Source organism: Paenibacillus sp. 3LSP, assembly GCF_032465655.1.
Lineage (GTDB): Bacteria > Bacillota > Bacilli > Paenibacillales > Paenibacillaceae > Fontibacillus > Fontibacillus barengoltzii.
Genome location: NZ_JAWDJI010000240.1, coordinates 1 through 14,262, shown reverse-complemented (window position 1 = coordinate 14,262; position 14,262 = coordinate 1). Strand labels below are relative to the sequence as shown.

13 protein-coding genes and 2 riboswitches are annotated in these 14,262 nt (G+C 54.5%); of the genes, 6 read left to right on the top strand and 7 right to left on the bottom strand.

Going from position 1 to position 14,262, the window contains the following annotated elements; genetic code table 11:
* Positions 1–62: 62 nt before the first annotated feature.
* The 3 genes from RW092_RS21040 to mtnB all read left to right on the top strand — a co-directional run bounded on the left by RW092_RS21040 (position 63) and on the right by mtnB (position 2,967).
* Positions 63–1,310 (top strand): glutamate-5-semialdehyde dehydrogenase, encoded by a 1,248-nt coding sequence (locus tag RW092_RS21040; RefSeq protein ID WP_316011198.1) that lies wholly within the window; start codon positions 63–65, stop codon positions 1,308–1,310.
* A gap of 51 nt (positions 1,311–1,361) precedes the next feature.
* Positions 1,362–2,222, top strand: a complete 861-nt coding sequence (gene proC, locus RW092_RS21035; RefSeq protein WP_016311867.1) for a pyrroline-5-carboxylate reductase — start codon at positions 1,362–1,364, stop codon at positions 2,220–2,222.
* 70 nt (positions 2,223–2,292) lie between these two features.
* Positions 2,293–2,967 carry a methylthioribulose 1-phosphate dehydratase gene (gene mtnB / locus RW092_RS21030; protein ID WP_016311866.1) on the top strand — a complete coding sequence of 225 codons (675 nt, stop codon included), beginning with the start codon at positions 2,293–2,295 and terminating at the stop codon, positions 2,965–2,967.
* A 101-nt stretch (positions 2,968–3,068) separates the two neighbouring features.
* Here the strand turns inward: mtnB and gcvH are convergent, their stop codons facing one another.
* Positions 3,069–3,464 (bottom strand): glycine cleavage system protein GcvH, encoded by a 396-nt coding sequence (gene gcvH / locus RW092_RS21025; RefSeq protein ID WP_009225909.1) that lies wholly within the window; start codon positions 3,462–3,464, stop codon positions 3,069–3,071.
* Positions 3,465–3,709: 245 nt separating this feature from the next.
* Positions 3,710–3,808, top strand: a riboswitch (glycine riboswitch).
* Between the two features lie 3 nt (positions 3,809–3,811).
* Positions 3,812–3,919, top strand: a riboswitch (glycine riboswitch).
* 110 nt (positions 3,920–4,029) lie between these two features.
* On the opposite strand from gcvH, the gene gcvT reads away from it, so the two are divergent.
* Genes gcvT through gcvPB form a run of 3 tightly spaced genes read left to right on the top strand, consistent with a single transcriptional unit; the run spans position 4,030 to position 8,049 of the window.
* Complete coding sequence (gcvT, locus tag RW092_RS21020; RefSeq protein WP_316011197.1) at positions 4,030–5,160, top strand: glycine cleavage system aminomethyltransferase GcvT; 1,131 nt, start codon at positions 4,030–4,032, stop codon at positions 5,158–5,160.
* A 19-nt stretch (positions 5,161–5,179) separates the two neighbouring features.
* Positions 5,180–6,544 carry an aminomethyl-transferring glycine dehydrogenase subunit GcvPA gene (gcvPA, locus tag RW092_RS21015; protein WP_016311864.1) on the top strand — a complete coding sequence of 455 codons (1,365 nt, stop codon included), beginning with the start codon at positions 5,180–5,182 and terminating at the stop codon, positions 6,542–6,544.
* Positions 6,532–8,049 (top strand): aminomethyl-transferring glycine dehydrogenase subunit GcvPB, encoded by a 1,518-nt coding sequence (gene gcvPB / locus RW092_RS21010; RefSeq protein WP_016311863.1) that lies wholly within the window; start codon positions 6,532–6,534, stop codon positions 8,047–8,049. The genes gcvPA and gcvPB overlap by 13 nt, the downstream gene beginning before the upstream one ends.
* A 64-nt stretch (positions 8,050–8,113) precedes the next feature.
* On the opposite strand, the gene RW092_RS21005 is transcribed toward gcvPB, so the two are convergent.
* The 6 genes from RW092_RS21005 to RW092_RS20980 form a co-directional block, all read right to left on the bottom strand.
* Positions 8,114–8,962 (bottom strand): undecaprenyl-diphosphate phosphatase, encoded by an 849-nt coding sequence (locus RW092_RS21005; protein ID WP_028539144.1) that lies wholly within the window; start codon positions 8,960–8,962, stop codon positions 8,114–8,116.
* A gap of 45 nt (positions 8,963–9,007) precedes the next feature.
* The gene (locus tag RW092_RS21000) at positions 9,008–9,613 is read right to left on the bottom strand and encodes a DedA family protein (RefSeq protein ID WP_316011196.1); all 606 of its coding nucleotides are present in this window, start codon (positions 9,611–9,613) and stop codon (positions 9,008–9,010) included.
* Between the two features lie 16 nt (positions 9,614–9,629).
* Positions 9,630–11,603: an ABC transporter permease gene (locus tag RW092_RS20995; protein WP_316011195.1), complete on the bottom strand. Its 1,974-nt coding sequence runs from the start codon at positions 11,601–11,603 to the stop codon at positions 9,630–9,632.
* A complete protein-coding gene (locus tag RW092_RS20990; RefSeq protein WP_085169216.1) occupies positions 11,578–12,348 on the bottom strand; it encodes an ABC transporter ATP-binding protein in 771 nt (256 codons plus the stop codon). The genes RW092_RS20995 and RW092_RS20990 overlap by 26 nt, the downstream gene beginning before the upstream one ends.
* A gap of 108 nt (positions 12,349–12,456) precedes the next feature.
* Entirely contained in the window at positions 12,457–13,440 is a 984-nt protein-coding gene (locus RW092_RS20985; protein ID WP_316011194.1) for a sensor histidine kinase, read from the bottom strand.
* Between the two features lie 4 nt (positions 13,441–13,444).
* The gene (locus tag RW092_RS20980) at positions 13,445–14,140 is read right to left on the bottom strand and encodes a response regulator transcription factor (protein ID WP_028539149.1); all 696 of its coding nucleotides are present in this window, start codon (positions 14,138–14,140) and stop codon (positions 13,445–13,447) included.
* Positions 14,141–14,262 lie beyond the last annotated feature (122 nt).

Here is a 14,262-nt window from a genome sequence, read left to right as displayed (position 1 = left end):
CCGGGGGGATGGAAATGAACCTAAAAGAGCTTTTTAAAGATACTATACGAGGAGGTATACCTATGAGTGAAGTAAGAGAAAAAGCGAAGCTGGCCGGAACGGCCGTGTCAGTTCTGAATCGTCTGACAACGGCGCAAAAAAACGACGCTCTGCTGGCAGTCGCCGATGCGCTTGTTCGCAACAGCGATGCGATCCTCGCGGCCAATGAAGAGGATCTGCAGCGGGGACGGGATAACGGGACATCTTCTTCCTTATTGGATCGCCTGGCATTAACCCATGCGCGCATTGAAGGGATCGCTGAAGGACTGCGGCAAATCGTCGAGTTGCCTGACCCGGTAGGCGATGTAATGGAAACGATCAACCGTCCGAACGGGCTGCATATCATCAAACGCCGCGTCCCGCTTGGCGTCATTGGGATCGTCTATGAAGCGCGGCCGAATGTAACGGTAGATGCCATGGGCTTATGCCTGAAGACAGGCAATGCCGTTGTGCTTCGCGGCGGCTCCTCCGCCTTGTCCTCCAACCGACAAATCTTAAAGATTATCCACGAAGCGCTTGCGGGAACGCAAGTTCCGGTTGATGCTGTTCAACTGATCGAGGATCCAAACCGCGCCTCTGTTGACGAAATGCTGAAGCTCAACGGATTGCTGGACGTCGTGATTCCGCGCGGCGGCAGCTCGCTGATCCAGACGGTCGTGCATAATGCCACAGTTCCAGTCATCGAGACGGGTGCCGGGATCTGTCATACGTATTTGGATGCCTCGGCCGATCCTGTGATGGCGACAGAGATCGCGATGAATGCCAAAGTTCAGCGTCCTTCGGTCTGCAATTCGATGGAAACGCTGCTGGTGCATGAGGCGTTCGCCGCACAACATTTGGTTGAGCTGGCGAATCGCTTCAAGGAAGCCGGGGTTGAACTGCGGGGCGATGAGGCCGCAAGACAGCTTATCTCTTGGGCAGTACCCGCGACGGATGAGGATTATGCCACGGAGTATAACGACTATATACTCAACGTGAAAATCGTTCGTAATCTGGACGAAGCGATGGCGCATATCGCCCGCTTCGGCACGAAGCACTCCGAGTGTATCGTGACCCAAGACAGCGCGAATGCCGAACGGTTCCAGCAAGAAGTTGATGCTGCGGCGGTGTACCATAACGCTTCCACTCGCTTCACCGACGGATTCGAGTTCGGGTTCGGAGCGGAGATCGGCATCAGCACCCAGAAGCTGCATGCCCGCGGCCCGATGGGGCTGACTGCGCTCACCTCAAGTAAATATATCATCCAGGGGAACGGACAAATCCGGCAGTAACGGGCGTCCCCCCTTTTTTTCAACCAAAATAAAAACCGGAGGTCATATCCTATGAAAACAATACCTTCTCTGTCCGCCTCCACCATCTGTTTCTATGGAGCAGGTTCGATGGCTGAAGCGATCGTACGCGGCTTGCTCCATAAGCAAGTTGCCAGCGCGGATCAAATTGTGATGCTGAATCGCTCGAACCGGGAACGGCTCAACTATTTAGCCCAAACCTACCAGGTCCAAACAGCGACTGAAGCGGACGCAAAACAGGTCTATTTGCGAGATGCATCGATTATCGTCCTGGCGATGAAGCCAAAGGATGCCGGCGAAGCTTTGGCAGGATTGGGCCCGCTTCTGCGCGAGGGTCAGTTGATCGTCTCGCTGATCGCTGGCTTATCGATTTCGACGATTCAAGCGCTGCTTGGCAGCCCGGTCGCTGTCGCCCGCACGATGCCCAACACCTCCTGCTCCATCGGACAAGGTGCGACGGGAATCTCCTTCTCTCCGGAGACCACCGAGGAACAGCGCGCCCAAGTGTTATCAATGTTTGAAGCGGTAGGGATGGTTAGCGTGATCCCAGAGGATCAAATGGAAATATTGACGGGCGTATCTGGGAGCGGACCCGCATATGTTTATTATCTGATGGAAGCGATGATTGAAGCGGGCATCGAAGGCGGATTAACGCCTGAGCAATCCCGTGATCTTACCGTACAGACGGTACTTGGCGCTGCCCTCATGATGTCAGAAACCGGAGAAGCGCCTACCAAGCTGCGTGCGGACATCACCTCGCCCAACGGTTCGACGCAAGCGGCGATCGGTGTGCTGGAAGCCGGCAGCTTTCAGCCAAACGTAAAGGCTGCGGTCCACCGGGCCGCCGAACGCTCGAAAGAAATGGGCGAAGCCGTCAAACAAGCGCTCTTGTAAGAAGCTGCAGCCATATGGTGCAGCGATGGTCGCACTGTGCGTAAGGCCAATAGGAAAGGGGGACGGCAGCATGAACTACGTCGATATCCCATGGGAAGAAAAACAAGCGGCGCTGGACGCCATCCAACGCCTGCGGGAGGAGCTTGCTGCCCGCGGTTGGTTTCCCGCTTCCAGCGGCAGCTTGTCGATGCGGGTCGGGCGATATGCGCCGGACCGGTTTGTGTTTGCCATAACGGCCGACGAGACATATTGGTCGGAGCTGTCAGCGGCCCCTTCCCCTTCGGTTGGCGCGCTGTTCGTCGACGCCGCCAGCGCCCCCTGCGAGCCCACGCGACTCAAGCCTAGTTCCGATGCACCGATTCACTCAAGAATCTACCGGATGACCGGTTGCGGCGCGATCGTGCACGTACATACGACGTTCAACAACGTGCTCAGCGGCTATTTTGCTGCGGATGGCGGCGTTCCACTCAAGGGGAACGAGCTGCTCAAAAGCTTAGAGATCTGGGAGCCACAGACGGAGGCTCGAGTGCCAATTCTGCCAAACGCCGCTGAGCTCCCGGCCATCCTCAAGCAAATCCCAAGCAGTCTAGATACCCGTGTGCCGGCGTTGCTGCTGCAAAATCACGGGGTCTATGTCTGGGGAACCAACATCGCTGAGGCGAAGCGCCATCTGGAAGCGCTGGAGTTTATGTTTGAAGCGCTGTACCGTTCCCTGCTGTTGCCTCCCAAAGGGCATCATGCCTAAAAAAACTCGCGACAAGCGATAAGCGGAGTGATTAAACTACCATCAGCAGCTCCCGCAATTACGCTGACCGCGAGTTTTTTACATTTACCTAAGATCTTGATTTATCTCTCGATAAATTCCGCATACGCCTTCGCGTCCATCAAGTTCGCCAACGCGACGTTAGCGTCCTCCTTCAAACGAATATGGACCATCCAGCCCCCATCATAGGGCTCTTCATTGACGAGCTCCGGCGCGGTGTCCAGCTCCCGGTTCACCGCCAGCACCGTCCCGCTGACCGGCGTAAACAAATCGGCCACCGTCTTCACGGATTCGATCGTTCCGATGCCTTCCTGCGCTTCGAATTCCTGCCCCGGTTCGGGCAGCTCCACGAACACAATGTCGCCCAGCCGATGTTGGGCTACGTCGGAGATGCCGATCTTCACCGTCCCATCCCCCAAATCAAGCACCCATTCATGCTCATCGCTGTACAACACGTTTTCCCTGATCTCACTAGCCAAAGCTTGCTCCTCCTCTTTCGGATGATCTAGCGTACCTTAAACTTTGTGGAAGATTCATCTGCGTATTTCCCTCGTTCAGATTATTCCAAACCTAGCTCTCATGTCAATATTATTAACACATTTGATAGAGTCTAGTAAAATGTAAGCGTAGCCTTTTCCAGTAAACGAAATTAATTAAAATTATTATGATAACTTTATTGACATCTAGACAGATTTTGAGTATTAATGAGATGTGTAAGCTGCGGTTGATGGCAGGGGGAGAGATTACAATTACGGGATTGTAACGCCGAAGGAGCAAGCCGCGAAGCGGTGAATCTCTCAGGCAAAAGGACCTCTGCCGGACGCAACTCTGGAGAGCATTCACGTAGAGGTATGCGTTACGTGAATCACCCAAGGGGAAACCTGCGCGAGCATTGAGCTCTAAGCAGGGTAACTCTCAGGTACAAAGGACAGAGCCTGGAAGAACCGTTAGACCTCTCTATGCAGGTTAGCGGGTTTTCTTTGGCCTGTCCTTTTTTTGCTGTTCTCAAAAATTGGCCGATCCGGCCCTTACGAGGTGATGGTAATGTCCGAATCCGCTTTGCGGCGTACGCCGCTCTATCCCGGATATGCGCGTTATGAAGGAGTCCGCTGTATCGATTTCGGCGGTTGGGAGCTGCCGGTGCAGTTCAGCGGCATCCAGAAAGAGCATGAAGCCGTGCGCGAGCGCGCCGGTCTGTTTGACGTATCGCATATGGGTGAATTTTACGTGGAGGGTCCTGAGGCGGAACGCTTTCTGCAACACATGACCACTAACGATGTGACCCTGCTTCAACCGGGAAAAGCCCAATACACCTTGCTCTGCTATCCCAATGGCGGTGTGGTGGATGATCTGTTGATCTATCATCTGGAAGAAGGCAAGTACATGCTGGTGGTCAATGCCTCGAATATTGACAAAGACTGGGACTGGCTGCAGCAGCACCTTCCCGCTGAAGGAGTAACCATGCGGAATGCCTCTGACGAGACAGCGTTGCTTGCCGTGCAAGGGCCGCTGGCCGCCTCCCTCCTCTCCCCTCTTTGCGAAGGGGAGGATCCTGGAGCGTTGCGTCCGTTCACGTTTATTCGGGAAGCGCGGATTGCCGGCATCCCCGCCTTGCTGTCCAGAACCGGTTATACCGGTGAGGATGGGTTCGAGTTGTATGTCGCGGCCGAGCAGGCACAAGCGCTTTGGGACGTCGTGATGAAAGCCGGGGAGAGCCAGGGCCTTCTCCCGGCCGGGCTGGGCGCCAGAGATACGTTGCGCTTTGAAGCTTGCCTGCCGCTGTATGGTCAGGAGCTGGGCCCTGAGATCACCCCGCTCGAAGCAGGCTTAAACCGATTCGTGAAGCTGGAAAATGACGACTTCATCGGTCGCGATGTGTTGATCAAGCAGCGGGATCAAGGCCTTCCTCGCCGGCTCGTTGGCCTGGAGATGATCGACCGCGGGATTCCGCGCACCCATTACCCGGTGTTTGCCGAAGGATCAGAGGAACCAATCGGAGAAGTCACGACAGGTACGCAATCGCCAACGCTGAAAAGAAACCTCGGAATGGCGATCCTCTCCACCCGTTATGCCGACCCCGACACGATCGTAGAGGTCGACATCCGTGGCAAGCGGCTGAAGGCCAAGGTCGTCCCGTTGCCGTTCTATCGCCAAAACCCTGCCGCCAAGCGGTGAAAGGAGAACACGAAACCAGATGCTTAAACATCGCTATTTACCATTAACCGAACAAGATCAAGCGGAGATGCTGCAAACGATCGGCGTAAGCTCCGTCCAGGAACTGTTCAAGGACATCCCGGAGAACATTCGCTTTCAAGGGGAACTCCCGGTATCTCCCCGTCTAGACGAATACGCGCTGATCCGGCACTTATCCGAACTGGCCGGGCGCAACGCCGACACCGACCGGTATACCAGCTTTCTAGGTGCCGGAATTTATGATCATCACATCCCTTCCGTCATTCAACACGTCGTGTCGCGATCGGAATTTTATACCGCGTACACACCCTATCAACCGGAAATCAGCCAAGGCGAGCTGCAGGCAATATTTGAATTCCAGTCGTACATCTGCGAGCTGACTGGCCTTAAGGTCGCTAATGCGAGCATGTACGACGGAGCCACCGCATTAGCGGAAGCTGGCAACCTAGCCGCAGCGGCTACCAGACGCAAACAGCTGGTCGTCTCCCGCACCGTCCATCCGGAAGCACGCGAGGTGCTCGCCACTTACGCCCACGGCTTGAACCTGGAGATCGTTGAGGTTGGTTGGGAACAAGGTGTGACCGATCGCGAGGCACTTACTGCGGCCATCACTAAGGACACCGCAGCTGTCTTGATCCAAAACCCGAATTTCTTTGGCTCCCTGGAAGATCTTCGAGCCATTGGCGAACTAGCTCATGCCCAAGGGAGCTTGCTGATCGTCAGCAGTAATCCGCTCGCTCTGGGCCTGCTGGAAGCGCCAGGGAAGCTTGGTGCCGATATCGTCGTTGGTGACGCCCAGCCTTTGGGGCTGGCCCCCTCCTTTGGCGGTCCAACCTGCGGCTTCTTTGCCGTATCTGAAACGTATATGCGCCGGATCCCTGGCCGGATCGTTGGGCAGACCACCGATCGCAATGGCAAGCGCGGGTTCGTCCTGACCCTGCAAGCCCGCGAGCAGCATATTCGCCGCGAAAAAGCGACCTCGAACATCTGCTCCAACCAAGCGTTGCTTGCCTTGGCTGCCTCCGTTTACTTATCCGTGATGGGTAAGCAAGGCATGGCTGAAGTAGCAGAGCTGAATTTGCAGAAAAGCCATTATGCCAAACAGGTGTTCACTGCTATCCCTGGCGTAAGCGCCGCTTTTGAGTCACCATTTTTCAACGAGTTTGTGCTTCAGTTGCCAGAGGGGACTGATCTGACCAAACTGCAGCGAGATCTGCTTGCCGCCGGATTTATCGGCGGGTACGATCTGGGACGCAGCTATCCTGAACTCGCCGGCCATCTGCTGGTCGCCGTGACGGAGAAGCGCAGCAAAGCGGAAATTGACCAATTCGCCCGCGTACTGGAGGAATCAATATGCTCGAAATAAAAGAGACGACGAAATCTGATGAATTGTTGATATTTGAGCGCAGCCGCCCTGGGCGGATCGGCTATTCTCTGCCGGAATGCGACGTCCCAACCACCCCGAAGGAAGAGCTCGTCCCCAAGGGCATGCTGCGGAGCGAAGACCTCGCTTTTCCCGAAGTTTATGAAGTTGACGTGATTCGGCATTATACCGCGTTGTCCCGCCGGAATTTCGGGGTAGACAACGGTTTCTATCCGCTCGGCTCCTGTACGATGAAATACAACCCGAAGGTGAATGAAGATGTTGCACGTTACCCTGGCCTGGCAAAAATCCATCCTTATCAACCGGAGGAAAGTGTGCAAGGGGCACTTGAACTGATGTACCGTCTGCAGCAGGATTTAGCCGGACTCACCGGTATGGATGCCGTGACACTGCAACCGGCGGCCGGAGCCCACGGGGAATGGACCGGCCTGATGATGATCCGCGCTTACCACGAAAGCCGCGGCGAGAAACGCACCAAGGTGATCGTGCCGGACTCTTCGCACGGCACGAACCCAGCCAGCGCCTCAGTCGCCGGCTTCGAGACGGTGACCATCCCGTCCACCAAGCGCGGCATGGTGGACCTGGACGCGCTGCGCGCCGCCGTTGGCGAGGACACGGCTGCGCTGATGCTCACCAACCCGAACACGCTGGGCTTGTTCGAGGAACAGATCCTGGAGATCGCCGACATTGTGCACGAAGCCGGCGGATTGCTGTATTATGACGGCGCGAACTCCAACGCCATCATGGGGATCGCCCGCCCTGGCGATATGGGCTTTGACGTCGTGCACCTCAACCTGCACAAAACGATGAGCACCCCGCATGGCGGCGGTGGTCCGGGCGCCGGTCCAGTTGGCGTCAAGGAGCGGCTCATACCGTTTCTGCCTGAACCCCGAATCGTCAAGGACGAATCCGGGCGGTACGCCATCCGCGGTGCTCGCTCCGAAGAGGCCGCAGGTGGCGCTGAGAGTGGATCGGGCAGCTCGATTGGCCGGGTGAAAGCTTTTTACGGTAATTTTGGCATCCTGGTTCGCGCATATGCTTATATCCGCAGCTTAGGCCCTGATGGACTTCGCCAAGTCTCGGAAAATGCCGTTTTAAACGCCAATTACATGATGAAACGCTTGGCGCCTTATTACGAATTGCCGTACCCGGATCAACCATGTAAGCACGAATTCGTCATGTCCGGCAGCGGGCTGGCGAAGTACGGCATCCGCACGCTGGACGTCGCCAAGCGGCTGCTCGATTTCGGCTATCATCCGCCAACCATCTACTTCCCGCTGAACGTAGAGGAATGTATCATGATTGAACCGACGGAAACCGAAAGTAAGGAAACGCTGGACGGCTTTATTGACGTCATGATCGCCATCGCCAAGGAAGCCGAAACGAATCCGGAAATGTTACGGAACGCACCGTACACCACTCCGGTGACGCGTCTGGACGAAACTGGCGCCGCCCGGAAGCCAGTATTGAACTGCGCTTGCGGCTAAGATCATGCAAGCAAAAAGAGATGCTGCTTGAATAGCAGCATCTCTTCTTTGTTCCATCAATGATTTAGAAATAAACCACCCAGATCACAAGCGCCAGCAAAATGCGATATACCGCAAACGGCACCAGCTTGATGCGGTCGATTAGCTTCAAGAAGAATCGGATCGCCAACAATGCAAACACGAAAGCACTGATAAATCCAACAATAAAGAACGGCAGTGCATCGATCGTGAAATATTCCAGGTTCTTCATCAGGGAGATCAAGCTGGCCCCAGCCATGATCGGAACGGCCATGATAAAGGTGAAGTCAGCCGCGGCCCGGTGGCTCAAACCTAGCAGCACCCCGCCGGAAATCGTCGAACCCGAACGGGAGAAGCCCGGCCAGATCGACAGACATTGGAACAACCCAATGCCGAGCGCCTGCTTGTACGTAATTTGGTCAACAGTATCCACACTTGCGCGCTTGGGCGCAAACCGGTCGGCAGCGATCATCAGCAGCGCTCCGATCACCAGGCCAATTAACACGGTTGCGGTGGAGAATAGATGCTCATCAATAAAATCCTCAAATAACACACCAAGAATCCCGGCAGGAATCAACCCTACGATCACCTGCATCAGCTTCAACCGCGGTCCGCTCTGTCTGGCCGCTTCCCCTTTGGCCTTCGGCATCCAGCGCGACAGCCCCAGCAAATCGATAAATCGGTTGCGGAACACGACCAAGACCGCCAAAATCGAGCCGAGTTGGATCACGACTTTAAACGTGTTCGCCACATACTTTGAACCGAGCAGCTCCTCGGTTTTCAGCCACATATCATCCACAATGATCATATGTCCCGTGGAGGACACCGGCGCAAACTCCGTAAGTCCCTCCACCAGGCCAAGAATAATAGCTTTCATGAGTTCCAACAAGTTCATTTCGTAGGTTTCTCCTTATCTCTCTGTTTTGATGTTGTCGCGAAGCTACTTCTTTCTCCGACGCAGCCAGAGGAAGCCCACCAACAATACTCCTAAAGCGATCATAGCATAGGCGATGTTAGAATACACGTCCATAAAGGCGACGATCTCTGCCCAGGAACCTCCTACCGCCGCTCCAAGCAAGACGAGCGCCACGTTCCAAATCAGCGTCCCGATCGTGGTAAACAGCAGGAACAGGCCAAATTTCATTTTCGACATGCCGGCCGGAATCGAGATCAAGCTGCGAATCAGCGGAACCATCCGGCAGAACAGTACCGTCCAATAGCCATATCGATCAAACCAGGCATCCGCGCGGCGGACATCTTCTTTTTTCAGGCGCAGGAACCGACCGTAACGATCGATCCACCCTTCCAATCGGTCAACGTTCACCAAATACCCGATCCCATACAAGATCACGGCGCCAAACACCGAACCAAGCGTCGAGAAGACGATCACCCCTGACGGTGTTAAGCTCGTATAGGTGGTCATAAAGCCACCAAAGGTTAAGATTACTTCCGACGGAATCGGGGGAAATACGTTTTCCAAGGCAATCAGCAGGAAGACGCCAAAATAGCCAAACCTCTCCATAAAGTCTGTAATCCAGTTCTCCACGTTGTACCTCCCGTATTTAGCGAATCGCTTTTTTGACGTTGCGTAAGTAACGGGCCTGAATAAAGAAGAAGTAAACGACTTGCACCAGCAAAAAGCTAGCCAAGATCAACACGGTTTGCCAAGCGACCGAAAAGTTAAACAAGCTTTGCATGGCCTTAAACGCAAACAGGCTATGGACGATGGCCAGCGCGATCGGCACGAAGAACAACACCCCAACCTGGCGAGTAATGATTCGCGCAAGTTCTTTATCCGTGAGGCCCAGCTTCGACAACGCCCCATACTGCCGCCGATCATATGCCAAATCACTGTACAACCGAAAATACAGAAAGCTCCCCGCTGCGATAAAAAAGACAGTGCCCACCAGTAAAGCGAAAAACAGCAAGGCTCGGTACGTTGTGCGCTGCACTTCCGCCAAGGTGCCGCTGACGGTCATGGCGTAAGGCTGGTCCGACTCGTAGCTGACTCTCCCGTTGTCGGTCAGCTCCGCCGCCAGGCCGCGGGTAGTTTCCAGAGCATCCACGTAAAACCCGGTAAACCGGTCCATACCCAACGCTTCGCCCTCCTCTGCCGAAGCCGCCTTAAGCCGCTCCAGCAAGGGATCGCTGACTACCAGCCCGGAGAACGAACCCTCCCGATCATCGCCAGTCGTAGGTGTTAGATTCTCGGGCAGGGCGACATGCTGACTAATGCCGATCTCGTGGACCGTAAGCTCCGGTGCACCCGCAAAGGTGTAGGAGACCGGCTTGCGCTGCAGGAGTTGCGGTCTCTCCCGCTCCGAACCAAGCAGCAGTAGCGCCTCTCCGTCTTTCGGCGAACTCTCGGACACTGCGATCCCCGCCGCCTCCAGCAACCGTTTATAATCCGTGAACGAGATCAGCGGCAGCCGATCCAGCGTGTTGGAAGAGCTTGAAGATACCACTTCCGCGAGAATGATAGGCAGGCTTAGTGTACGGTACGCAATTCCGCGTGACCCAAGCTCACTTCGAATCGCCTCCAGATGCTCATCCTCTGCTTCGCTATCTCCTTTGGCCACATAGGCGATGTCCACCGGATAATCCTGTTCAAATTGATCCGCGAGCCGATTGACCGAGGCGAAGGCGCCTACCGCACAGAACGTGACTGTCGAAATGATCGTCACAAGAAAGAACATCCGGGCATTCTCTTTCATTCGGTAAGCGAGACTGGATACGGTAATCAAGTTTGTTTTATTCCAATAATAATCGAGTTGCCGTTTGATCCGTTGAATCAGAAACACACTTAGCTGCGTGTAGAAGAAATACGTACCCGCTATCGTCATCGCTGTCACCGGCAGCATACGGGTCAGCACGTTGGACGCCGTAGCTGTAGCCGCCAGCCCATAGCTGATACCAAGCAACCCTGCCCCCAGCAACGATAAAATCAGGGAAGCCTGCGGCGGAGAGGCGGGCTTCATCTCGGCCTGGAACAACTCAATCAACCGGTGCGAACCCAGCAGCATGGTCGTACAAAGCGAAATGATCAGAAACAACAGCGAGAACGCCCCTAATGTCAGCAACAAACCTTGCCAAGGCACATGAAAGGATAGCTGTGGAACACCGAGCAGATTGGAGCCTGCCATCAGAAACAGCTTGGCCAGCAGAAGTCCCCCGCCAATTCCACACACCAGCGCCCCTGCACCAATCAATAGATGCTCCAGGAAGACGAGGTTGCGCAATTGCTTCTCGGTCATGCCGTGCAGCAGCAAGATCCCAAACTCGCGCTTGCGCGAGCGTAGAAATGACCCCACGGAGTAAATCACGAAGAAGAATACAAACACGTACATGATCACTTCGGCGGACCAGAGCACTAACACAGCTGAACGATACATCACTTCTTGCTGAAGGCCGGGATGAAACAGAAACAAAGCGCAGACGAAAAAGATCATTACCGAAAACGCGCTACTCAGAAAATAAGCAGCGTACGTTCGTTTGTTCCGCAGGACATTGTTATAGGCGAATTGACGAAAGGTCATGACTGTCCCCTCCCAGCAGCGACATCATGTCGATGATTTTCTGGAAGAAGGCCTGCCGATTGTCCCCGCGATACATTTCGTTGTACAGCTTCCCATCTTTGATGAAAATGACCCGATGGCAATAACTCGCCGCCAGCGCATCATGTGTGACCATCAGAATCGTCGCCCGATGCGATTCATTCATGGCAGCGAACGCCTCCATCACATCTCGGGAAGCCTTCGAGTCCAGGTTGCCTGTCGGCTCATCGGCCAAGATCAGCGAAGGCTGATGGATCATCGCGCGGGCAATCGCTGTCCGCTGCATTTGCCCGCCCGACAGTTCATAAGCATATTTGGACAGGATTCCCTCGATCCCAAGTCGCCGCGCCATCTCTAGCGCCTTGGCTTTCATGACCGGGACAGAAACCCCATCCAACGTTAAGGGCAATACGATGTTCTCCTCCACCGTCAGCGTGTCCAGCAGGTTGAAATGCTGAAAAATAAACCCCAGCTCCCGCCTCCGGAACAACGCCGTCTGCTCCCGATTCATCCGTTGCGGGTCCTGCCCCTGCAAAGTAACCGTCCCCGAAGTGGGTTCGTCGATGGTGGCGATAACATTAAGCAGCGTTGTTTTGCCGCTGCCGGACGGCCCCATGATGCCAACGAACTCTCCTTCCTGGATTCGGAAACTTACACCATCCAAGGCTTTGGTCGCAATTTTCCCTTCATAGATTTTCGTTAACGCCGATACTTCCAATACCGCCATGCTGATCTAGCGCTCCTTCTTATTCAGTCCATCTACCTCGATTATAGGAAAGCTGTCAGCCTGCGCTCCATCGCTTAACCTTACAGTTACCTTACTCCCTTGTAAGCTTTACGGGTTCGGTTGAAAGATAATCCGCACGGTCGTCCCTGCACCGTACTGCGATTCCAGCTCCAGACGATGCCCTAGCTTCGTACAGATTTCCTTCACTAAGTACAACCCCATCCCGGTGGATTCCGGAAAGCTCCGACCGTTGTCTCCCGTAAAATAAGCGTCGAATACCCGCGGCAGATCACTGGCTGGAATCCCTATGCCTTCATCCTCAATCTCCAGCACCGTCTCACGTCCGCGTACAAAGCCGTGGAAATACAGATTCGCCCGTTCCTTCACGGTATATTTCACAGCATTAGTGATCAGCTGCGTCAGCACGAATGACAGCCATTTCTCATCCGTAGTAACCTGAAGTCCCTCAGGAATTTCGATCATGGGATAAACCTTACGCCGGATGAACAATCTTTTCTGGGCTGACGTCACGGAACGTACCAAGACCGCCAAATCGAGTGTTTCGGCCACAAAATCATGCTCAAACGTATCCAACCGAGCTGTATAAAGCACCATTTCCAATCCTTTGCGCAACCGATCCAGCTCATCGGCAATTGCCACAGACTGAGTGTCATCTTCATGCTGCACCATCAGATGGATGACGGACAACGGCGTTTTCATTTGATGCACCCATTGATTGATAAAATGGCGATGCCCCTCGATCTTGCTCTGCTGCTCGCCGATTTCCTGCAAGTACAGACGATATTGCGCCTTCAAGAAGCGCTGCAGGGAGTCGGCCAGCGGCGAGCCCGGCTTCATTTCGGCAAAGGAGCGCAGCGAATCGGGCATCTGCTCCAGCAAGCGGTAGAACGAGCGGTTGGTCCAATAACGGACGATGAGAAAGATAGCCAAGATGCACGTGCTCAGGAGCGCCCCGTATACACTGATCGCCGCATGGCGGTAACCGTCAAGCCAGTACACCAAAGTCAATACAGCGAGTTGCAGCAAATACACGATCATATACGGACGTTGATCCCGCCAAAATAAACGCATGGGCTCACTCCCCCCAAAGAGGCACGAGCCGATAACCTTGACCTCGAACAGTTTGCAGCGCATTATCAATCCCGAGAGCGGACAGCTTCTTTCGCACCCGAGTCACGTAAACGTTAAGCGTATTGTCGTCGACAAACGCCTGGTCATCCCAAATCTTCTCCAGCAGTCGGTCCCGGCTGACCACCTGCTCGATTTTACTCATCAACTCGTCCAAAATTTTAACCTCGGTTAAGCTCAGCTCAATTCGTTGATCCCGCAAGCTGAGGGACAGGCGGTCCCGGTCCAACCGCAGCCCGGCGACCGTTACCGTACGGTCATCTCCACTCCCGGCATAAGTTCCATAGGCGCGGCGCAGCTGGCTTTTGATTTTGGCAATCACGATATCGTAATCAAACGGTTTGGTGATATAATCGTCAGCTCCATTTTCCAAGGCCATCACCTGATCCATCTTTCCTTCACGCGCCGACAAGAACACGATTGGACAGGTCGATAAGTTGCGGATCTGGCGACACCAATAGTAGCCGTCGTATTTCGGCAGGTTGACGTCCAGCAGCACAAGATGCGGAGCGTAGCGCTCAAACTCGGTTTTCACTTCGCTGAAGTCCGAGGCCGCCAACGTTTCGTAGCCAAACCGTTGTAAATATTGCTCCAGCAGCTCCACAAGCGGCTTGTCATCTTCCACAATAAAGATTTTGAACATCGTGTTTCTCCTTTTCTAGCAATCCCACTCCCTGCATTGTAGCAAATGATCCCCCCAGAAATAAAATAGAGAGGCTTAGCCGTGAAGCTGTCACCTCTCTTAACCGCATCAATGTGTTAGAT

Excerpts from the sequence above, each read along its gene's own strand:
- RW092_RS21040 (WP_316011198.1), top strand. The coding sequence starts at position 63 with ATGAGTGAAGTAAGAGAAAAAGCGAAGCTGGCCGGAACGGCCGTGTCA.
- proC (WP_016311867.1), top strand. The coding sequence starts at position 1,362 with ATGAAAACAATACCTTCTCTGTCCGCCTCCACCATCTGTTTCTATGGA.
- mtnB (WP_016311866.1), top strand. The coding sequence starts at position 2,293 with ATGAACTACGTCGATATCCCATGGGAAGAAAAACAAGCGGCGCTGGAC.
- gcvT (WP_316011197.1), top strand. The coding sequence starts at position 4,030 with ATGTCCGAATCCGCTTTGCGGCGTACGCCGCTCTATCCCGGATATGCG.
- gcvPA (WP_016311864.1), top strand. The coding sequence starts at position 5,180 with ATGCTTAAACATCGCTATTTACCATTAACCGAACAAGATCAAGCGGAG.
- gcvPB (WP_016311863.1), top strand. The coding sequence starts at position 6,532 with ATGCTCGAAATAAAAGAGACGACGAAATCTGATGAATTGTTGATATTT.
- RW092_RS21005 (WP_028539144.1), bottom strand. The coding sequence starts at position 8,962 with ATGAACTTGTTGGAACTCATGAAAGCTATTATTCTTGGCCTGGTGGAG.
- RW092_RS20995 (WP_316011195.1), bottom strand. The coding sequence starts at position 11,603 with ATGACCTTTCGTCAATTCGCCTATAACAATGTCCTGCGGAACAAACGA.
- RW092_RS20990 (WP_085169216.1), bottom strand. The coding sequence starts at position 12,348 with ATGGCGGTATTGGAAGTATCGGCGTTAACGAAAATCTATGAAGGGAAA.
- RW092_RS20985 (WP_316011194.1), bottom strand. The coding sequence starts at position 13,440 with ATGCGTTTATTTTGGCGGGATCAACGTCCGTATATGATCGTGTATTTG.
- RW092_RS20980 (WP_028539149.1), bottom strand. The coding sequence starts at position 14,140 with ATGTTCAAAATCTTTATTGTGGAAGATGACAAGCCGCTTGTGGAGCTG.